This is a genomic window from Kineococcus xinjiangensis, from assembly GCF_002934625.1.
In the GTDB taxonomy this organism is placed as follows: domain Bacteria; phylum Actinomycetota; class Actinomycetes; order Actinomycetales; family Kineococcaceae; genus Kineococcus_A; species Kineococcus_A xinjiangensis.
This window is the reverse complement of record NZ_PTJD01000001.1, coordinates 554964-573511: the sequence shown is the minus strand read 5'-3', so window position 1 is coordinate 573511 and position 18548 is coordinate 554964. Positions and strand designations below refer to the sequence as shown.

Sequence of the window (18548 nt, the reverse complement as noted above, 5' to 3'; positions counted from 1 at the left end):
CCCCTCCTCGCGTCGCCCGCGGCGGTCACTCGCCGTGGGCGACGCGCACGTCCACCGTCGACGGACCCAGCGGCGACTGCGTCGGTGCCCAGCCGGCGTCCGGCTCGGAGCGCTGCCAGCGCAGCTTCCCGACGCTGACCTCCTCCACGTCGAGGGCGTCGGCGCGGGCCACCGCCCAGTGAGCCACCGCCCACGCCAGCCGCTCGCCCTCGGCCCCCTCGCCGCCCTCGAACTGCCAGGCGCGCCCGAGGGCGCCGTCCACCGGTCGCACGCCCCGCTCGCTGACCTGCTCCGCGAGCTCGTCGGCCACCCGCTGCGCGCGGGGGGTCAGCCCGCCCTCGCCGGGCAGCTCGACCGCGACGTCGTCGACCGGCCGCAGCCGGCACGTCAGCGAGGCGGGGGAGTGGCCCGTCAGCGACGACGCCAGGATGCGGCCCTCCTGCTCGTGGTCGCCGTAGGCGAGGGGGAAGGCGCTGCGCTGGACCTCCTGCGCCGCGTCGGTGACGGCCATGTCCCGGTAGCCGTCGACCTTCGCCAGGCCGTCGTAGAAGGCGTTCGTGGCGTACACGGGGTCCTGCACCTGCTCCGGGCTGCCCCAGTCCATCGACGGGCGCTGCTGGAACAGGCCCAGGGAGTCGCGGTCCCCGTGGTCGAGGTTGCGCAGCGTGGACTCCTGGATCGCGGTGGCGATCGCGATCGTCGCCGCCCGCGCCGGCAGCTCCCGGCGCACCGAGAGACCGACGATGGTGGCGGCGTTGCCCATCTGCTCGGGCGACCAGTCGGTGCTCTGCCCCTCCACCGTCGCGATGCAGCGCTCCCGCAGCAGGACCGGGACCTCCTCCTCTCGCAGCATCCACACCGCGGTGGCGGTCACCGCGAGCACCGCCGCCCCGGCCACCACCCGCCGGCGCCGCCGGGCCGCCCGGCGGGCCGCCGTGTCGCGGCGGGCGGGGCGGCGGGGGGCGGACGCAGGCGTGCGGCGGCGCCGGGGGGTGGGGGAGGGCACGTGCAGCGGGTCAGTTCGCGTGCAGGGCCGCGTTGAGCTCGAAGTGCACGCCCTTGCGGGGCAGCGCCTCCACCGCCCCGGTCTGCGAGTGCCGGCGGAAGAGCAGCCCCGAGGCACCCGACAGCTCCCGCGCCGCGACGACCCGCTGCTGCTGCCCCGACTCGTCGAGGAGGGAGACCTTCGTGCCGGCCGTGACGTAGCAGCCGGCCTCCACGATGCAGTCGTCGCCCAGGGCGATGCCGATGCCGGAGTTCGCCCCCAGCAGCGTGCGCTGCCCGATGGAGACGACCTGCTTGCCGCCGCCCGAGAGGGTGCCCATGATCGAGGCGCCGCCGCCGACGTCCGAGCCGTCCCCGACCACCACACCCGCGGAGATGCGCCCCTCGACCATGGAGGCGCCCAGCGTGCCGGCGTTGAAGTTCACGAAGCCCTCGTGCATGACGGTGGTGCCGGGAGCGAGGTGGGCGCCGAGGCGGACGCGGTCGGCGTCGGCGATGCGGACGCCGGCGGGCACCACGTAGTCGGTCATGCGCGGGAACTTGTCGATGCCGAAGACCTGCACGGGGCCGACGTTGGCGCGCAGGGCCAGGCGGACCAGCTCGAAGCCCTCCACTGCGCAGGGGCCGTGGTTGGTCCACACCACGTTGGCCAGCACGCCGAACACGCCGCTGACGTCGAGGCCGTGGGGCGCGACGAGGCGGTGGGAGAGCAGGTGCAGCCGCAGGTAGGCGTCGGCGGCGTCCGCCGGCGGGGCGTCGAGGTCGATCTCCGTCGTCACGACGACCCTGCGCACGTGCCGGTGCGGGTCGCGGCCCTCGCAGGCGGCCAGCTCGGCCGGGATGCCGTAGGAGCCGGTGTGCGGGGACGGCCCGAGTGCGGGCGTGGGGTACCAGACGTCGAGGACGGTGCCGCCCTCGGTGACGGTGGCCAGGCCGTGGCCCCAGGCGCGGCGGGCCTCCGCCTGCGTGCCGGGGGTCTCTGCTGCTGCGTGCGTGCTCACGGCGCCCCACCCTAGGCGGTGGCGGGGACCCGTGAGGTTCGTCGTCCGGCCGCGGCGTCCCCCGCTCACCCGCCCGGCGTCCCCCGCCCACCGCCCACCGGGGCCGTCGGCCGGACCGCGGCTAGGGTGCATCCGTGACGCCGACGAGCCCCGCGCCCGCGGAGGCGGGCCCCCGGCTGGACCCCGCAGCCGACGTGGTCGAGCTGACCCGCCAGATCTGCGACCTCGAGTCCGTCAGCGGGAACGAGGCCGCGCTCGCCGACGCCGTCGAGGCCCACCTGCGCGGCCTCGGCTGCTACGAGGTCCTGCGCGACGGCGACGCCGTCGTGGCCCGCACGGCCCTCGGGCGCAGCGAGCGGATCGTGCTCGCCGGTCACCTCGACACCGTCCCGCTGACCGAGCCGCCGAACCTGCCCGTGCGCCGCGAGACCCACCCGGAGGACGGGGACGTGCTCTTCGGGCGCGGCACGGTGGACATGAAGGGCGGGGTGGCCGTCCAGCTCTCCGTGGCGCGCGCCGCCGCCGCGCACCTGGCCGCCGGGCACGAGCCGACGCGGGACCTGACGTTCGTCTTCTACGACCACGAGGAGGTCGAGTCCGCGAAGTCGGGTCTCGGTCGGCTCGCCCGCAACGCCCCCGACTGGCTTCGCGGGGACTTCGCGCTCCTGCTGGAGCCCACCGCCGCGGGCGTCGAGGGGGGCTGCAACGGCACGCTGCGGGCGCACGTCACCACCCGCGGCCGCGCTGCGCACACCGCCCGCGCCTGGCGCGGGGTCAACGCCGTCCACGCCGCCGCGCCGATCCTGAGCAGGCTCGCCGCGTACGAGCCGGCGGAGGTGGAGGTCGAGGGCCTCGTCTTCCGCGAGGGCCTCAACGCCGTCGCCATCACCGGGGGCATCGCCGGCAACGTCGTGCCGGACCGCTGCACCGTCGAAGTGAACTACCGCTTCGCGCCCGCGCGGGACGCGGCGGAGGCCGAGCGGCACGTGCGGGAGGTGCTGCACGGGTTCGAGCTGGAGGTCACCGACGTCGCCGAGGGGGCGCGCCCGGGCCTGGACCTGCCCGCGGCCGCGGCGTTCCTGGCGGTCGTCGGAGCGCAGCCGCGCCCGAAGTACGGCTGGACGGACGTCGCCCGCTTCTCCGCCCTCGGGATCCCGGCGGTCAACTACGGCCCCGGCGACCCGCTGCTGGCCCACGCCGACGACGAACGCTGCCCCGTCGCCCACCTGCGCGAGTGCGAGCGCGTTCTCACGTCCTGGCTGCTCGATGCGGCAGCAGATGGCCCGGAGGAGGTCCGTTGAGCACCATCTGCCTGTACGGCAGCGCGAGCGGAGCGATCGACCCCACGCACATCGACCTCGCCCGCAGGGTGGGGGAGGCGATCGCCCGCCGGGGGCACGACTTCGTGTACGGCGGCGGTGGCACGTCCGTCATGGGCGCCGCGGAGGCCGCCGCCCGCACGGCGGGCGCACGGACCATCGGGGTCATCCCGCGCGCGCTCCTCGACGTCGAGCAGCCCCCGGAAGGCATCTCCGAGCTGGTCGTCACCGACGACATGCGCCAGCGCAAGGCGGAGATGGACGAGCGGGCCGACGCCTTCATCGTGCTCCCCGGGGGGCTGGGGACCCTGGAGGAGCTGTTCGAGATCTGGGTGGCCCGGACCATCGGGCTGCACACGAAGCCGCTCGCGGTTCTGGACTCCGGCGGCCACTACGCGGGGCTGCGCACCTGGCTGGAGGACCTCGTGGCGCGCGGGTTCGCCCGCCCGCTGGTGTGGGACGTCGTGTGCTGGACGGAGGACCCGGACGAGGCGCTCGACTTCCTGGAGCAGGCGCCGCGGGAGCGGGTCATGCTGCCCTCCTCGGAGGCGGTGGGGAAGTTCAGCGACTGGCCGCGGGACCGCAGATGACGATCGTCCTCGTCCTCGTCCTCCTCGTGCTCGCGGTGGCGGCCGCTGCGGCAGCCGTCGCCACCGGTCGCATCGGCGGCGGCATGGGCCCGGCCACGTCCACCTCCCCGTACACCGGTCTGCCGGAGGGGGAGGTTCGCCCCGAGGACGTGGACGCGGTGCGCTTCTCCGTGGGGCTGCGGGGCTACCGGATGGATGAGGTCGACGCGGTGCTGGCGCGGCTGCGCGAGGAGCTGCGCGAGCGCGACGAGGAGCTCGCCGCCTGGCGGGAGGATCCGGGCGACGCGGCGGGGGACGACGCCGGTGAGCACGGTGCGTGGGCCCCGGCGCGCGAGACCCGCCCCCTGCCCAGCCGGCCCGACCCGGTGTCCGACCCGGTGTCCGGCCCGCGCTCCGGCGGGGAGTGAGGACGTCGTGTCCAGCTCCGACGCCGCAGTCGCCACGTGCCGGGTGCTGGTGCAGGCGCCCGCGCGTGAGGTGTGGGGGCGGCTGACGGACTGGCCGGCGCACAGCCGCTGGGTGCCGCTGACCCGGGTGCGGCGGCTGCCGGGGCCGGTCGCCGGCGTCGGGGAGCGCTTCTCCGGCCGCACCGGTCCGGGCCCGCTCGCCTTCGAGGACCCGATGGAGGTGGTCCGCTGGGAGCCGCCCGCGCCGGGCCGAGCGGGGCGCTGCGACATCGTCAAGCGGGGGCGGGTGCTGGGCGGTGGCGCCCAGCTCGTCGTGCGGGACGTGGGCGGCGGGACCAGCGCCGTGGAGTGGGTGGAGATCGTGAGCCTGCCCTCCCGCGCGGCCACCGCCCTGCTGCGGCTGCCGATGCGGTGGGCGTCGGCGTTCGTCTTCCGGCGCGTGCTGACGGCCATGGCCCGGGAGGTGGGGGCTGGGCGGCACTGAGCTGCAGCGCCCCGGCGCGCGGCTGCTGCCGCGGCCCCGCCGGGCCGGGCGCCACCCGCAGGCGGCCCGGGTGGTGCGCGCCTGGCCGTGGTGGGTGCGGGTGCTGCTGCTCTACACGGCGTCGCGGCTGTTCTCGGCCGCGGTGCTCGACCGGGTCGCGCGCTTCCAGGAGCCGAACCCGTGGACCGGCCCCGACCCCGGCCTCGGCGGTGTGCTGCTCATGTGGGACGCCGCCTGGTACCGGGAGATCGCCGAGCGCGGCTACCCGGACGTGGTGAGCCGCACGCCGGACGGGCGCCCGCTGCAGTCGGCGCTGGCGTTCTACCCCCTCTTCCCGTTGCTGGTGCGGGTGGTGACCGCGGCGACGGGGGTGCCGTTCGCCGTGGCCGGGCCCCTCGTGGCGGTGCTGCTGGGGGCGGGGGCGGCGCTGGTGGCGCACCGCGCGGTGCACGCGGCGCTGTCGGCGGCCGGCGCGGGGGAGGCCGCCGCGGGCCGGGGCGCGTGGGCGGCGGTGGTGCTGCTGTGCACGTACCCGGCGTCGCCGGTGCTCCTGGCGCCGTACAGCGAGGGTCTCGCGCTGCTCCTGCTGGGCGCGTTCCTGCTGCAGCTGGTGCACCGGCGCTACCTGGCCGCCGCGGCCCTGGCGCTGCTGCTGGGCCTGGCCCGGCCGGTGGCGGCGCCCCTGCTGGCGGTGGTGCTGGCCCACGTCGCGGTGCGCGCGGTGCGTTGGTGGCGCGCCGGTCGCCCGTGGGGGAGGCCGCAGGCGGCGGTCGCGGCGCGCGCCGCGGTGCTGCTGTTGGCCTCCGGGGCGGCCGGGCTGCTGTGGCCCGCGGGAACGTGGTGGCTGACGGGCCGGCACGACGCCCACCTGGCCACCATGGCCGCCTGGCGGGGCGGGGGCGAGGTGGTCCTCGTGCAGCCGTGGTGGGACGTCTCGCAGTACCTGCTCGGGGAGGTGGCCGGCCCGGTGGCGCTGCTGCTGGTGCTCGGCGGCCACGCGGCGCTGCTGCTGTCGCGGCGGGCGGCGCCGCTGGGCCCGGAGCTGCGGGCATGGTGCCTGGCCTACGTCGCCTACCTGGTGCTCGTGCAGGACCCGTTCACCAACCTCGTCCGCTACCTGCTGCTCCTGTTCCCCCTCGGCGCGCTCCTGGAAGTCGGCCCGGGGCGCGCGGCGGCTGCGTCGGGCGCCCCCGGAGGCAGCGCGGGAGGGGGCGGGCAGGGCGTCGGGGTGCTGGCCGCGGTGGCGTGCGCGTCGCTGTTCCTGCAGGTGCTGTGGGTGGCCTCGCTGTGGCACTTCACGCCCCCCGCGGACTGGTCTCCGTGAGCCGCGCGCTCACCCGCTCGGCGGCGCGCCGCACGGGTGGCGGTCGCCGATGCGCCGGGACGGGGATAATGGTCTGGATCACGCCGCGCGGGCCCGAGGTCAGGACCCGCGTCCGGCGCGCGCCGAGAGAAGGGGTTCACGCCGATGGCGGCCATGAAGCCGAGGACCGGGGACGGTCCGCTGGAGGTCACCAAGGAGGGGCGCGGCATCGTGCTCCGCATGCCGCTGGAGGGCGGTGGACGGCTGGTCGTGGAGATGTCGCCGGACGAGGCGGCCGCGCTCGGGGACGCCATCTCCTCGGTGGTGGGCTGAGCGCAGCCGAGGACGGCGGTCGGCCCCGGCGCAGCGCGCCGGGGCGCCGCCCCCTCGCCGTACGCCCGGCCACCCCAGACCCCCCTGACTCGGAGGTGCCCGTGTCCGTTGCCAAGGCGGCCCCGCCGCTCCTGCGTCGCTGGACCCCGCCCGCGGTCGAGGTCCTGCCCGGCCTGCCGGGCGCCGACCTCTCGGGCGTGGCGGTGCTGGCGGTGCCGGTCGCTCCCGCGGTGCCGGAGGCCGAGGAGCCGAACGGCGCGGACACCGCGGCCGAGGGCGCCGAGGCGGTCGTCCAGCCGCGCCCGGGAGCCGCTGACGCCGCCGTGCGCTACGGGCTGCGCTTCGCGGAGGTCTGCGCCGCCGAGAAGGTGACCGGCAGCGCCGGGCAGGTGGTGCGACTACCCGTGCAGGCGCCCGAGGGCTCGCCGCGCGCGCTCTACGCGGTCGGGGTCGGCTCCTCCTCGCCGCAGGAGCTGCGCCGTGCGGCGGCCGCCCTGGCGCGGGCGGCGCGTCCCGGCGACGACGTCGCGACCACCCTGGCCGACGGCACCGGCCCCGACGGCGTGCGGGCGGTGGTGGAGGGGTTCGTCCTGGCCTCCTACGCGCCCCCGCGGGCCGGGCAGCGCGTGGAGGAAGAGCCCCCGCCCGCCCGCCGCCTGCTGCTCCTCGGGGCCGTGGAGCGCGCCGAGGTGGAGCGCGCGCTGGCCACTGCGGGCGCCACGGTGCTGGCGCGGGACCTGGCGGCGACGCCGTCCAACCTGAAGGACCCTGCCTGGCTGGCCGGGCAGGCCCGCGAGGTGGCGCTGGCGCGCGGCCTGGAGGTCGAGGTCCTCGACGTGGAGCGGCTGCGCGCGGAGGGCTTCGGCGGGCTGGTCGCCGTGGGCGGCGGGTCGGACTCCCCGCCCTGCCTGGTGCGGGTGACGCACGTGCCGGGCAACGGTGCGGGCGGGGACGCTCCGCATGTGGTGCTCGTCGGCAAGGGCATCACGTTCGACTCGGGCGGGCTGTCGCTGAAGCCGCGCGAGTCGATGGTGCCGATGAAGACGGACATGTCCGGTGCCGCGGCCGTGCTCGGCGCCGTCGCGGCCTGCGGCGCCCTCGGCGTGCGGGCGCGCGTCACGGCGCTGCTGCCGCTCGCGGAGAACGCCCTCGGCTCGTCCTCGTACCGCCCGGGCGACGTCGTCACCCACTACGGGGGGCGCACGAGCGAGGTCGCCAACACCGACGCCGAGGGCCGCATGGTGATGGCGGACGCCCTCGCCTACGCCGACGCGCACCTGGACCCCGACGTCCTGGTGGACGTCGCCACCCTCACCGGTGCGGCCAGCCTCGGGCTGGGGAAGCGCCACGGCGCGCTGTTCACGGCCGACGAGGAGCTCGCGGCCGCCTTCCTCGCCGCCGCGGACGCCAGCGGCGAGCGGCTGTGGCGGCTGCCGCTGGTGGACGACTACGCACCGCTGGTGGACTCGGCGATCGCGGACGTCCGGCAGGTGAGCGCCGACTCCGACGCCGGGGGCGGGGCCATCGTGGCAGCGCTGTTCCTGCGGGCGTTCACCGGCGACCGGCGCTGGGTGCACCTGGACATCGCCGGGCCCGCACGCGCGGACTCCGCCGAGCACGAGGTGACCCGGGGGGCGACCGGATTCGGTGCGCGGGTGCTGCTGGCCTGGCTGCTGGCGCTCGCGGGCCCGCCCGCCCCGGCGCCCCGTGCGAGCGGACGCGCGGCCAGGACCACGACGGGGCGTCAGCCCGCCCGCAAGCCGGGTGTGCGCCGCCCCGCGGCCGAGGCCGCCGAGGAGACCCCCCAGGCGGCTCCCGAGGAGCCCGCGCCCCGCCGGGCCGCGCGTTCGCGCAGGCGCAGCGGGGACTGACCCGTCCGGTGCCCGACGGGTTCCGGCTCAGCCCCGCTTGACGGCGAGCAGGAGCCCGTCGCCGCTGGGCAGCAGCGCCGGCAGGAGGCGCTCGTCCTCCAGCACGGCCTGGGCCATCGCCCGGATCGCCACGGTCTGCTCGTCGCGCTGGGCGGGATCGGCGACCCGGCCCTTCCACAGGGCGTTGTCCACGGCCAGCACACCGCCGGGGCGCAGCAGCCGCAGCGCCTGCTCCACGTAGGCGGCGTACTCCGACTTGTCCGCGTCGACGAGCACCAGGTCGTAGGCGGCGTCCGTCAACCGGGGCAGCACCTCCAGCGCGCTGCCCGCGATCATGCGGGTGCGGCTGGAGCGGATGCCGGCCTCCGCGAGGGCCTCCTTGGCGGCGCGCTGGTGCTCGACCTCGATGTCGATGGTGGTGAGGACGCCGTCCTCGGGCATCCCGCGCAGCAGGTACAGCGTCGAGACGCCGGTGCCGGTGCCGACCTCGACGGCCGTGCGGGGGCGCACGGCGGCGGCGACGACCGACAGGACCGCGCCCACGCCCGGCTGCACGGGCGTGCAGCCCAGCGCGTCCGCCCGCGCCCGGGCGCGCTGCAGGACGTCGTCCTCGGGGACGAACCCCTCGGCGTAGACCCAGCTCGCGGGCTGCTTGGCGCTGCTCTGTGACACCACGTTGCGAACCTTAGTCGGGAAGCGACGACGCGGTCCTGCCGCACCGGGGCCGGCCGGGGGGAGATCGGGAACGCGCGCCGGGCGGCTCGCGTTGGGGAGGTTGTGGGCGCTTCGCCCCGTCCCGGTTCGTCGGTCGAGAGGACGTAGGCCACCATGGGTTCGTTGGCGGTGCCCTTTCCGGTGCCCTTCCCCGCCATCGGCAGGAGGAGAGCCGTGCGCGAACGCGGTGGCCCGGACGGCCCGGCCGCGTCCCCGGCTGCCCAGGTGGCGGAGGCCGGCGGGGATGTCGTGGAGCCCGCTGCGGTGGCCGCGACGGCGACGGTCCCCGACGTCGCGTGGGTTCCCCCGACGTGGGAGGAGGTCGTGCGCGACCACTCCGCGCGCGTCTACCGCCTCGCGTACCGGCTCACCGGCAACCAGCACGACGCCGAGGACCTGACGCAGGAGGTCTTCGTCCGCGTCTTCCGCTCGCTCTCCAGCTACGCGCCCGGGACGTTCGAGGGCTGGCTGCACCGCATCACGACCAACCTGTTCCTCGACCAGGTGCGCCGCAAGCAGCGGATCCGCTTCGACTCCCTCGGCGACGACTCCGCCGAGCGCCTGCCGGCCACCGACGCCGGGCCGGAGCGCGCCTTCGAGCACCGAAACCTCGACGACGACGTGCAGGCGGCGCTGGACTCGCTCGCGCCCGACTTCCGCGCGGCGGTCGTGCTCTGCGACATCGAGGGCCTCAGCTACGAGGAGATCGCCGCCACGCTCGGGGTGAAGCTGGGCACCGTGCGCTCGCGCATCCACCGCGGCCGGGCGCAGCTGCGCCAGGTGCTCGCCCACCGGGCCCCGGGCCGTGCGGCGGCGGCGGTGGAGCAGCCGTGGTGAAGAGCGGTTCCGGGCCCCACCTCGGTGTGCGGGTGAGTGCACTGGTCGACGGGAGGCTGCCCGCCGACGTCGCCGCGCGCGCGGAGGCACACGTGCGCGACTGCCCGGCCTGTGCCGACGCTGTGGAGGCCGAGCGCCTGGTGAAGGCCAGGCTGCAGTCGCTGCTGGGCCCCGAGCCCTCCGACGACCTCCTCCAGCGCCTGCACGGCCTCGGCGGGCCCGTGGGGCCGCTGCGTCCCCGCGAGCAGCCGATGGCCGGTGCGCCGCGCCGCCCGGTGGTGGCTCCACCGCGCGCGTCGGACGTCAACCGGCGCCCCCGCGGGCGCGCTGCGCATCCGGGGCCGGGGCGCAGGCGGCGCCGCCCCCTGGCCGCGATGCTGGTGGGCGCCTTCTCACTCGTCGGGGCGGGCCTGGCCGGTGTCGTGCTGCTGGGCGGCGCCGAGGAGGGTCCCGGCCTGCTGCCCCCGGTGGCCGAGTTCACCTGGTGGAGCCAGCCGGCCTCGAGCACCCCGGACCCCGGACCGGCCGGCTCCGGGCAGGAGGGGAACCCCCGCCCGTGAGCGGTGTGGTGGTGCGCCGCGGACGGGCCTCGGCGGGAGCGAGCGGAGCGGCATGAGCGAGCGGCAGGACCTCCCGGGCCCCGGCGGCTGGGGGGAGCCGGGTGGTCCCCGGACCCCCACGGGTGGATCCCGGCCGGTTCCCGCGCCCGCCGCGCCCCCCCGTGCGGTCCCGCCGAAGTTCGGAGCGCCCGCACACGGCGGCCCCGGACCCGCACACGGCGGCCCCGGACCCGCACACGGTGACTTTCCCCCTGCGCAGGGTGGCTTCCCGCCCGCGCACGGTGGCCCGGCGCCCGTGCGGGGCGGGGCTCCCGTCGGGCCGCGTCCGGGGGAGCCGCTGCGGGAGGCCCCGTCCGACGCCCCCTGGCCGGCTTCCCTCCCCGAGCCCGCCCCCGGGGCGGGCCCCGGTCCCCGCACACGGGCGGGGGTCGCCAAGGGCATCGCCGTCGGCACGGGACTGCTGGCCCTGTCCGTCCTCGGCGGCGTCGTGGGCGGTGCGCTGCAGGACCGGCTGGACGAGCCCGCTCCGCGCACCTACCCGGCGATCACCCTGCCGACGCCCGTCCCCGGCGCGATGGAGCGCCCCGCGGCGTCCGTCGCAGCGGTGGCGGCCGCCGCGCTGCCCGCCGTCGTCGACATCGAGGTGGAGACCGAGGAGGGCTTCGGCTCCGGGTCCGGCTTCGTGCTCGACGCGCGCGGCTTCATCCTCACGAACAACCACGTCGTCGCGGGCGCCGGCCGCGGGGACATCACCGTGGTCTTCGCGGACGGCGTGCAGGTGCCGGGGCGGATCGTGGGCGCAGACCTCTCCTACGACCTCGCGGTGCTGGCCGTGGACCGGGAGGGCCTGGTGCCGCTGCCCGTGGGCGACTCCGAGGCCGTGGTCGTCGGTGACCAGGTCATCGCGGTGGGCTCCCCCCTGGGGCTGCGGGGCACGGTGACGCAGGGCATCGTCTCGGCGGTCGACCGGCCCGTGACGACCGGCTCGGCGCAGGACCAGCAGTCCTTCATCAACGCCATCCAGACGGACGCGGCGATCAACCCGGGCAACTCCGGCGGCCCGCTGCTCAACGCCCGCGGCGAGGTGATCGGCGTCAACAGCGCCATCGCCGCCCCGGGGGGCGCCGAGAGCATCGCGGGCAACATCGGCCTGGGCTTCGCCATCCCCAGCGTCCAGGCGCAGCGCACCGCCCAGCAGCTCATCACCGACGGCCGGGCGGTCCACCCCGTCATCAGGGCGTCCCTGGACCTGATGTGGCGCGGCGAGGGCGTCCGCATCGGCGACGGCAGCGGCAACCCCGCGGTCGTCCCCGGCGGTCCCGCGGACCGGGCGGGGCTGCGGGAGGGTGACGTGGTCCTCTCCGTCGACGGCAGGCCCGTGACGGCCCCGGAGGAACTCATCGTGGACATCCGGTCCCGCGAGGTCGGGGAGGAGGTCGTCCTGCGGGTGCGTCGGGGCGGCTCCGACTTCGACGTGGCGGTGACCCTGGACGCCGACAGCTAGTCTGCGACGGTGTTCGGCATCAACGGCGGCGAGTTCGTCGTCATCCTGGTCGTGGCTCTGCTGATCCTCGGCCCGGAGCGGCTGCCCCACTACGCGGAGCAGCTCGGGCGCCTGGTCCGCCAGGGCCGCCGCATGGCCAAGGGCGCGCAGGAGCAGATGCGCGAGGAGCTCGGTCCCGAGTTCGAGGACATCGACTGGCGGAAGCTGGACCCGCGCCAGTACGACCCGCGCCGCATCGTCCGCGAGGCCCTGAGCGACGCCTGGGACGACGAGGACGAGGACCCGGCGCACAGGCCGGGCCCCGGTGCGACGGGGAAGGGCTCCGGGGTCTCCCTCGGCAAGGACGCCGCGCCCCGGGACACGGGCGAGCAGCGCACCCCCTACGACGAGGACGCCACCTGAGGCACCCCGTGCCGTCGCTGGTGCCCGTGCCGTCGGCGGGACCCGTGCCGGACCGGCGCGGGCGCCGCGCGGTCAGGGCCGCGTCGCGGGCGTGCGCTCCGGGGTCGTGCGCCGCAGCCGTGCGGCGCCCAGGGCGTTGAGCCCCGCTCCCCACCCGAGGGCGGCGGTGAGCCACTGCGCCCACTCCAGGGCGCCGCTCCGGCCGGACAGCAGGCCGCGCGCCGCGGCGTAGGGGGTCAGCCAGTCCTGCAGCGGGCGCAGCGGCCCCAGGCCGAGCAGGAACCAGAGACCCAGGGGCAGCGCCGCGGTGGCGACCGCGGCCACCGCGACCCGCCGCAGCAGCAGCCCCAGGCCGGTGCCGGTGAGCTGGGCGAGCACCTGCACCAGCACGCCGCCCAGGACGACCGCGCCGGCGTCCCGCCAGGCGCTCGCACCGGTGGCCACGGGCAGCAGGGCGAGGGCGCCGAGCAGGCTGCCGAGGATCCCGGCCCCGACCGCGAGCAGGACCGCCGCCAGCAGGGTCGGGGCCAGGGGCGCCCGCCGGGGTGCGCGCCGGACGTCGTGGGCGAGGAGCACGCCCAGGAGGGGCAGCGGCACGGACATCAGCAGCTGCGCGGGCCCGGCGACGGCGGCGAGGGTGCGTTCCGCCGGCGGCAGCCCCGCAGACGTCGCCGCCGCGCCGACCACGCCGAGGACCAGGGCCGTCGCGGCGAGCGCACGGCGCGGCCCGGTTCCCAGCGAGCGCCGCAGGGCCACGGCCGTCGCCGGGCCCAGGGCGGAGGAGTTCCTGTCGGTGGTGCGCCGAGCCATGGGCGGCCTCCGTCCGTCACCTGCGGTTCCCCGCCGTCATGGTGGGGCGCCGGGCAGCGCCCCGTCACCCCCGCCGGCGGGCGTCGCGGTGTCGCGCCGGTGAACGCGCGGTGCGCTCAGCCCGCGTCGGCGCGGGCGCCGGAGACGGTGAGCCCCAGCTTGCGGCCGGCCAGGCCGCGGCCCCGCCGGGTCAGGGCGCGGGCCACGTCACGCAGCGCCGCGGCGGCGGGGGAGTCCGGGGCGGACATCACCACGGGCAGCCCCGCGTCCCCGCCCTCGCGCAGCGCCACGTCCAGCGGCACCTGGCCCAGCAGCGGGACCTCCGTGCCGAGGCGCCGCGACAGGGACCCGGCGACGGCCTGCCCACCGCCGGAGCCGAAGACCTCCAGCCGGGAGCCGTCCGGCAGGGTCAGCCACGACATGTTCTCCACGACCCCGGCGAGGCGCTGGGAGGTCTGCTCGGCCATGGCCCCCGCACGTTCGGCGACGTCGGCCGCGGCCTGCTGCGGGGTGGTCACCACGAGGACCTCCGCGCTGGGCAGCAGCTGCGCGACGCTGATGGCCACGTCGCCGGTGCCGGGCGGCAGGTCGAGCAGGAGGACGTCGAGGTCGCCCCAGTGGACGTCGGAGAGGAACTGCTGCAGCGCCCGGTGCAGCATCGGCCCGCGCCAGGTCACCGGCTGGTTGCCCTCGACGAACATGCCGATGGAGATGACCTTGATGCCGTGCGCGGACGGCGGCAGGATCATCGACTCGACCTTGGTCGGACGTCCGGTCACGCCGAGGAGGTGCGGGACGGAGAAGCCGTGCACGTCGGCGTCGACGATGCCGACGGAGAGGCCGTCGGCGGCCATCGCGGCGGCGAGGTTGACGGTGACGCTGGACTTGCCGACGCCGCCCTTGCCGGAGGCGACCGCCAGGACGCGCGTCAGCGACCCGGGGTCGTTGAACGCGATGGTGGGTGCCGCGCCGGTGGTGCCGCGCACCTTGGCGGCGACCGCCTGGCGCTGCTCGGGGGTCATGACGCCGAAGCGGATGCCGACCCGGTGGACGCCGTCGAGGCGGGAGACGGCCGCGGTGACGTCGCGCGTCAGCGTCTCCCGCATCGGGCAGCCGGCGATGGTGAGCAGGACGTCCACCTCGACGGTGCCGTCCGCCCCGACGCGGACGTCGGGGACCATGCCGAGCTCCGTGAGGGGGCGGTGCAGCTCGGGGTCCTGGACTCCGGCCAGGGCCTCGTAGACGGCGGCGGTGGTGGGGGCGGACATGCCGCAAGGCTACGTCGGCGCGGCCCGCCCGCTCGCGGGGACGTCCGGCGGTGCCCCGCCGCGGGGTCGCCGGCGGGTTCCCGCCCGCGCGGCGTCAGCCGGCGGTGACGCGGACGACCTCCTCGAAGGTCGTCTCCCCGCGCATGGCCTTCTCCAGGGCCGCCTGGCGCAGCGTGAGCATGCCGTTGCGGCGCGCCTGCTCGGACACGGCCGTCTCGCTGGGGTCGCGCATGAGCACCGAGCGCATCTCCGCGTTGACGTCGAGCACCTCGTAGACGGCGGTGCGGCCGCGGTAGCCGCTGTTGCCGCACTCCGGGCAACCGGTGCCCTTCAGGGGGGTGGCGTCGAGGATGTCCTCGATCGTCAGGCTCAGCAGCGTCAGGGTCTCCTCGTCGGGGATGTAGCCGTCGGCGCAGGAGTCGCACGGCTTGCGCACGAGGCGCTGGGCGACCGAGGCCGTCAGCGAGGACGCCACGAGGAACGGGGCGGCGCCCATGTCGATGAGGCGGGTCAGCGCCGCGACGGCGGAGTTGGTGTGCAGGGTCGTCAGCACCAGGTGACCGGTGAGGGAGGCCTTCAGGGCCAGCTCCGCGGTCTCCTGGTCGCGGACCTCACCGATGAGGACGATGTCGGGGTCCTGGCGCAGGATCGAGCGCAGGCCGGCGGCGAACGTCATGCCGACCTTGGCGTGCACCTGCACCTGGGTGATGCCGGGCAGCTGGACCTCGACGGGGTCCTCGAGGGTGACGATGTTCTTCTCGGGGCTCATCGTGGCGTGGATGGCCGCGTAGAGGGTGTTCGTCTTGCCCGAGCCGGTGGGGCCGGTGATGAGCACGAGGCCCTGCGGCACCGTGAGGGCGCGCTCGACGATCTCCAGCTGGTCCGGCTCGAAGCCCAGGGAGTCCAGCGAGGGGACGTTGTCGCCGCGGGTGAGCAGACGGATGACGATCTTCTCGCCGTGCAGGGCGGGCAGCGTGGAGACGCGGCAGTCGATCGCGGCGCCGTCGACGGTGATGCGCGTGCGGCCGTCCTGGGGGATGCGCCGCTCGGAGATGTCCAGCCCGGAGATGATCTTGATGCGGCTCGTGACGGCCGGCGCCACCCGCTTGGGGGCCTGCATGACGTCGCGGAGGATGCCGTCGACGCGGAAGCGCACGCGCAGGCCCTCGCGCTGGGTCTCGATGTGGATGTCGGAGGTCCGCAGCCGCACCGCGTCGGAGAGGATCCGGTTGACCAGCTTGACGATCGGCGCGTCGTCCTCGCTGGTGACCTGCGGGATCGCGCTGACGTCGACGTCGTCGTCGGCGACGTCCTCGACCATGGCGTTGACCTGGGAGGAGTCCTCGGTGAGGGACCAGGCGCGCGCGATGTGGTCGCGGATCTGGCTCTCCATGCCGACGACCACGTGCAGCTCGGGGGTGCGCGTGTAGAGCTTCACGTCGTCGAGCGCGAGGACGTTGGTGGGGTCCGCGGCGGCGATCAGCAGGTACTCGGCCGTCTTGTCGAGGACGAGCACGCAGGTGCGCTCGGCCACCGTGCGCGGCAGGAGCCGCACGACGTCGGGGGCGGGCACGATGCGGGAGAGGTCGACGGACTCCAGGCCCAGCAGCTCCGCGAGGCACTCCGCCAGCTCGGACTCGGTGACGAGGCCGAGGGCGACGAGGATCTGCCCGAGGCGGCGGCGCGGGCCCTCGGCCGTGCGCTGCTCGGTGAGGGCGAGGTCCAGGTCCTCCGGGAGCAGGAGACCCTTCTCCACGAGCACGTCACCGAGTCGGCGGCGCTCGGGAGCGGGGGCCGATCCGGGAGTGGTCGCGGTGCCGAGGGTCGTCACTCAGCCGTTGTCGGCAGCTTCGGCGTCCGGGTGTAGTCCTTCAGGGGGATCGGCGCGCCCGGCCTGGGGTGGCTGGGCCTGCGGCGGCTCGGCCTGCGGCGGCTCGGCCGGCCGGCGGGTCCGGCCCGCGGCCCGCTGCGCGCCGCGCTCCTCCCGGCTCGTGCGGGAGGGGGCCGGGCGCTTCTCCAGGCTCGGGCGCTTCCCCGGGGGCTTCTGCGGGCCGGGCTTGTGCGGGGCGGTCCGCTGCGGGGCGGGCTCCGCCGGCCGGTCCTGACCGTCCCCGTCGGGACCGCCGCGCCCGGGCGCCTGCCCGCCGTCGCCCGGCCCGTCCGCGGTCTTGGGCTGACCGCTCTTGCCCTTGCCCTTGCGCTTGGGTGCGGCGCCGCCCTCGTCGCCGCGCACCTCCTCCAGCAGCGAGCGCAGCTCCGCGCGGACGAAGTCGCGGGTGGCGACGTCGCGCAGGGCGATCCGCAGCGCCGCGACCTCCCGGGTGAGGTACTCCGTGTCGGCGAGGGCCCGCTCGTCCCGGGCCCGGTCCTGCTCGGCGATCACGCGGTCCCGGTCGGTCTGCCGGTTCTGCGCCAGCAGGATGAGCGGCGCCGCGTAGGAGGCCTGCAGGGACAGCATCAGCGTCATCAGCGTGTAGTTCAGCGCCTCCGGGTCGAACTGCATGTCCACGGGGGCGAACGTGTTCCACGCCAGCCACACGGTGACGAAGGCCGTCATGTAGACGAGGAAGCGCGCGGTGCCCATGAAGCGGGCGAAGCCTTCGGCGATGCGCCCGAACGTCTCCGGGTCCACCTGGGGGCGCACCCAGCGGCGCCGGGCCTCCCGGGGGGTGTCCAGGCCCGCCGTGGGGCGGCGCTCGGTCCAGGAGCCGCGCTCAGCCACGGCGCACTCCTCGCACGACCTGGCGCGCGGTGACGCGGCCGGGTGCGCTGGGCTCGCCGAGCAGGTCCTCGTCCTCGTCGCGCCAGTCGTCGGGCAGGAGGTGGTCGAGGACGTCGTCGACGGTCACCGCGCCGAGCAGGTGCCCCTCCTCGTCCACGACGGGCGCGGAGACGAGGTTGTACGTGGCCAGGTAGCGGGTGATCTTCTGCAGGGTGTCGTCGGGGCCGAGGGTCTCGACGTCCTTGTCCAGCACCTGGCCCACGGCGATGTGCGGTGCCTCCCGCAGCAGGCGCTGGATGTGCGCCACGCCGAGGAACCTGCCCGTCGGGGTCTCCAGCGGCGGGCGGCAGACGAACACCGCGGCCGCCAGCGTGGGCGTCAGCTCCTGCCGGCGCAGGTGTGCCAGCGCCTCGGCGATCGTGGCCTCCGGCCCGAGCATGACCGGGTCGGTCGTCATCAGGCCGCCCGCCGTCCGCTCGTCGTAGGCGAGCAGGCGGCGCACGGACTCCGCGTCGTCGGGCTCCATCAGCTCCAGCAGCCGCTCCGCCTGCTCCGGCGGCAGCTCGGAGAGCAGGTCGGCGGCGTCGTCGGGCTGCATGGCCTCCAGGACGTGGGCGGCGCGGTCGCCCTCCAGGTGGGAGAGGATCTCGACCTGGTCGTCCTCGGGCAGCTCCTCCAGGACGTCCGCGAGCCGCTCGTCGTCGAGGGCGGCCGCGACCTCCTTGCGCCGCTTGGCGGTGAGCTCGTGGATGACGTCGGCGAGGTCGGCGGCCTTGAGCTCGTCGAAGGCCGCCAGCAGGTTCGTCGCGCCCTGGTCGGCGTGGGGGACCGCGAGGCCGACGACGGCGTCGGCGTCGACGATGAAGGTCTCCCCGCGCCGGCGCAGCCGCCCGCTGAGGCCGCGGCCGTGCTCGCCGCGGCGGACGAACACCTTCGTCAGCCGCCACTCGCGGGGGCGCAGCTGCTCGATGCCGAGGTCCTCGATGGTGGCCGGTCCGCTGCCGTCGGCGAGGGTGACCGTGCGGTCGAGGAGCTCGCCGAGCAGGAGCGTCTCGGTGGGGCGCTGCTCGAAGCGGCGCATGTTCACCAGGCCGGTGGTGATGACCTGACCCGCGTCCATGCTCGTGACGCGGGTCATGGGCACGAACACGCGCCGGCGGCCGGGGACCTCGATGACCAGGCCGATGATCCGCGCGGGCTGGCGGCCGGGTCGCATCGTGGCGACGACGTCGCGGACGCGGCCGACCTGGTCGCCCTGGGGGTCGAAGACGGCGGTGCCCGCGAGCCGTGCCACGAACACCCGGGACGGCGCACCAGTCATGCTCCCAGGCTAGTGCGAGCCGTCGGCTGCTCCCGTCCCGGAAGGGGGCGGCGGATTCCGAACTGCGGGGCGGCGGGTGCGCTCCTACCGTGTGCCC

General features: G+C 76.4%; 19 protein-coding genes. 11 read left to right on the top strand and 8 right to left on the bottom strand.

Translation table 11 applies throughout. The annotated features are described in order from the left end of the window. Positions 1 to 25: 25 nt before the first annotated feature. Both CLV92_RS02540 and dapD read right to left on the bottom strand, forming a co-directional pair. Positions 26 to 1006 (bottom strand): VldE C-terminal domain-containing protein, encoded by a 981-nt coding sequence (locus tag CLV92_RS02540; protein ID WP_211290787.1) that lies wholly within the window; start codon positions 1004 to 1006, stop codon positions 26 to 28. A gap of 10 nt (positions 1007 to 1016) precedes the next feature. Beyond that, positions 1017 to 2006, bottom strand: a complete 990-nt coding sequence (gene dapD, locus CLV92_RS02535) for a 2,3,4,5-tetrahydropyridine-2,6-dicarboxylate N-succinyltransferase (protein ID WP_245886343.1) — start codon at positions 2004 to 2006, stop codon at positions 1017 to 1019. Positions 2007 to 2140: 134 nt separating this feature from the next. Here dapD and dapE point away from each other — a divergent pair, with 134 nt between their 5' ends. The 7 genes from dapE (at position 2141) to CLV92_RS02500 (ending at position 8313) form a co-directional block, all read left to right on the top strand. Then, positions 2141 to 3307, top strand: a complete 1167-nt coding sequence (dapE, locus tag CLV92_RS02530; RefSeq protein ID WP_245886341.1) for a succinyl-diaminopimelate desuccinylase — start codon at positions 2141 to 2143, stop codon at positions 3305 to 3307. Then, positions 3304 to 3915 (top strand): LOG family protein, encoded by a 612-nt coding sequence (locus CLV92_RS02525; RefSeq protein ID WP_104431147.1) that lies wholly within the window; start codon positions 3304 to 3306, stop codon positions 3913 to 3915. Before dapE ends, CLV92_RS02525 begins: the two co-directional genes overlap by 4 nt. Then, complete coding sequence (locus tag CLV92_RS02520; protein ID WP_104431146.1) at positions 3912 to 4322, top strand: DivIVA domain-containing protein; 411 nt, start codon at positions 3912 to 3914, stop codon at positions 4320 to 4322. Before CLV92_RS02525 ends, CLV92_RS02520 begins: the two co-directional genes overlap by 4 nt. Positions 4323 to 4329: 7 nt before the next feature. Continuing rightward, positions 4330 to 4806 carry an SRPBCC family protein gene (locus CLV92_RS02515; RefSeq protein WP_104431145.1) on the top strand — a complete coding sequence of 159 codons (477 nt, stop codon included), beginning with the start codon at positions 4330 to 4332 and terminating at the stop codon, positions 4804 to 4806. A 70-nt stretch (positions 4807 to 4876) separates the two neighbouring features. Then, positions 4877 to 6130 (top strand): alpha-amylase family protein, encoded by a 1254-nt coding sequence (locus CLV92_RS02510; RefSeq protein ID WP_104431144.1) that lies wholly within the window; start codon positions 4877 to 4879, stop codon positions 6128 to 6130. A 144-nt stretch (positions 6131 to 6274) separates the two neighbouring features. Further along, the gene (locus tag CLV92_RS02505; RefSeq protein ID WP_104431143.1) at positions 6275 to 6442 is read left to right on the top strand and encodes a DUF3117 domain-containing protein; all 168 of its coding nucleotides are present in this window, start codon (positions 6275 to 6277) and stop codon (positions 6440 to 6442) included. 101 nt (positions 6443 to 6543) lie between these two features. After that, the gene (locus CLV92_RS02500) at positions 6544 to 8313 is read left to right on the top strand and encodes a leucyl aminopeptidase family protein (RefSeq protein WP_211290786.1); all 1770 of its coding nucleotides are present in this window, start codon (positions 6544 to 6546) and stop codon (positions 8311 to 8313) included. A gap of 27 nt (positions 8314 to 8340) precedes the next feature. Here CLV92_RS02500 and CLV92_RS02495 read toward each other — a convergent pair whose 3' ends face one another. Next, positions 8341 to 8988 carry an O-methyltransferase gene (locus tag CLV92_RS02495; RefSeq protein WP_104431142.1) on the bottom strand — a complete coding sequence of 216 codons (648 nt, stop codon included), beginning with the start codon at positions 8986 to 8988 and terminating at the stop codon, positions 8341 to 8343. Between the two features lie 213 nt (positions 8989 to 9201). On the opposite strand from CLV92_RS02495, the gene sigE reads away from it, so the two are divergent. From sigE to CLV92_RS02475, 4 genes are all read left to right on the top strand, one after another. Continuing rightward, the gene (gene sigE / locus CLV92_RS02490) at positions 9202 to 9864 is read left to right on the top strand and encodes an RNA polymerase sigma factor SigE (protein ID WP_245886340.1); all 663 of its coding nucleotides are present in this window, start codon (positions 9202 to 9204) and stop codon (positions 9862 to 9864) included. Between the two features lie 32 nt (positions 9865 to 9896). Beyond that, positions 9897 to 10424 carry an anti-sigma factor family protein gene (locus tag CLV92_RS02485; protein ID WP_158257100.1) on the top strand — a complete coding sequence of 176 codons (528 nt, stop codon included), beginning with the start codon at positions 9897 to 9899 and terminating at the stop codon, positions 10422 to 10424. Positions 10425 to 10719: 295 nt separating this feature from the next. Continuing rightward, positions 10720 to 11928: a S1C family serine protease gene (locus CLV92_RS02480; RefSeq protein WP_146099381.1), complete on the top strand. Its 1209-nt coding sequence runs from the start codon at positions 10720 to 10722 to the stop codon at positions 11926 to 11928. A gap of 9 nt (positions 11929 to 11937) precedes the next feature. Then, positions 11938 to 12330: a sec-independent translocase gene (locus CLV92_RS02475; protein ID WP_104431138.1), complete on the top strand. Its 393-nt coding sequence runs from the start codon at positions 11938 to 11940 to the stop codon at positions 12328 to 12330. Positions 12331 to 12402: 72 nt separating this feature from the next. Here the strand turns inward: CLV92_RS02475 and CLV92_RS02470 are convergent, their stop codons facing one another. The 5 genes from CLV92_RS02470 to CLV92_RS02450 all read right to left on the bottom strand — a co-directional run bounded on the left by CLV92_RS02470 (position 12403) and on the right by CLV92_RS02450 (position 18451). Further along, a complete protein-coding gene (locus CLV92_RS02470; protein WP_104431137.1) occupies positions 12403 to 13140 on the bottom strand; it encodes a hypothetical protein in 738 nt (245 codons plus the stop codon). A 116-nt stretch (positions 13141 to 13256) separates the two neighbouring features. After that, on the bottom strand, positions 13257 to 14408 hold the full coding sequence (locus tag CLV92_RS02465) for an Mrp/NBP35 family ATP-binding protein (protein WP_104431136.1): 1152 nt from the start codon (positions 14406 to 14408) through the stop codon (positions 13257 to 13259). Between the two features lie 94 nt (positions 14409 to 14502). After that, positions 14503 to 16239 carry a GspE/PulE family protein gene (locus tag CLV92_RS02460; RefSeq protein ID WP_104431135.1) on the bottom strand — a complete coding sequence of 579 codons (1737 nt, stop codon included), beginning with the start codon at positions 16237 to 16239 and terminating at the stop codon, positions 14503 to 14505. Continuing rightward, a complete protein-coding gene (locus CLV92_RS23185; RefSeq protein WP_245886339.1) occupies positions 16240 to 17130 on the bottom strand; it encodes a DUF1003 domain-containing protein in 891 nt (296 codons plus the stop codon). Then, positions 17123 to 18451: a magnesium transporter MgtE N-terminal domain-containing protein gene (locus tag CLV92_RS02450; RefSeq protein ID WP_104431134.1), complete on the bottom strand. Its 1329-nt coding sequence runs from the start codon at positions 18449 to 18451 to the stop codon at positions 17123 to 17125. Before CLV92_RS02450 ends, CLV92_RS23185 begins: the two co-directional genes overlap by 8 nt. Positions 18452 to 18548 lie beyond the last annotated feature (97 nt).

What these genes read in the sequence shown, in the direction of transcription:
- CLV92_RS02465 (WP_104431136.1), bottom strand. Translation starts at nt 14,408, where the DNA reads ATGTCCGCCCCCACCACCGCCGCCGTCTACGAGGCCCTGGCCGGAGTC.
- CLV92_RS02520 (WP_104431146.1), top strand. Translation starts at nt 3,912, where the DNA reads ATGACGATCGTCCTCGTCCTCGTCCTCCTCGTGCTCGCGGTGGCGGCC.
- CLV92_RS02470 (WP_104431137.1), bottom strand. Translation starts at nt 13,140, where the DNA reads ATGGCTCGGCGCACCACCGACAGGAACTCCTCCGCCCTGGGCCCGGCG.
- CLV92_RS02450 (WP_104431134.1), bottom strand. Translation starts at nt 18,451, where the DNA reads ATGACTGGTGCGCCGTCCCGGGTGTTCGTGGCACGGCTCGCGGGCACC.
- CLV92_RS02505 (WP_104431143.1), top strand. Translation starts at nt 6,275, where the DNA reads ATGGCGGCCATGAAGCCGAGGACCGGGGACGGTCCGCTGGAGGTCACC.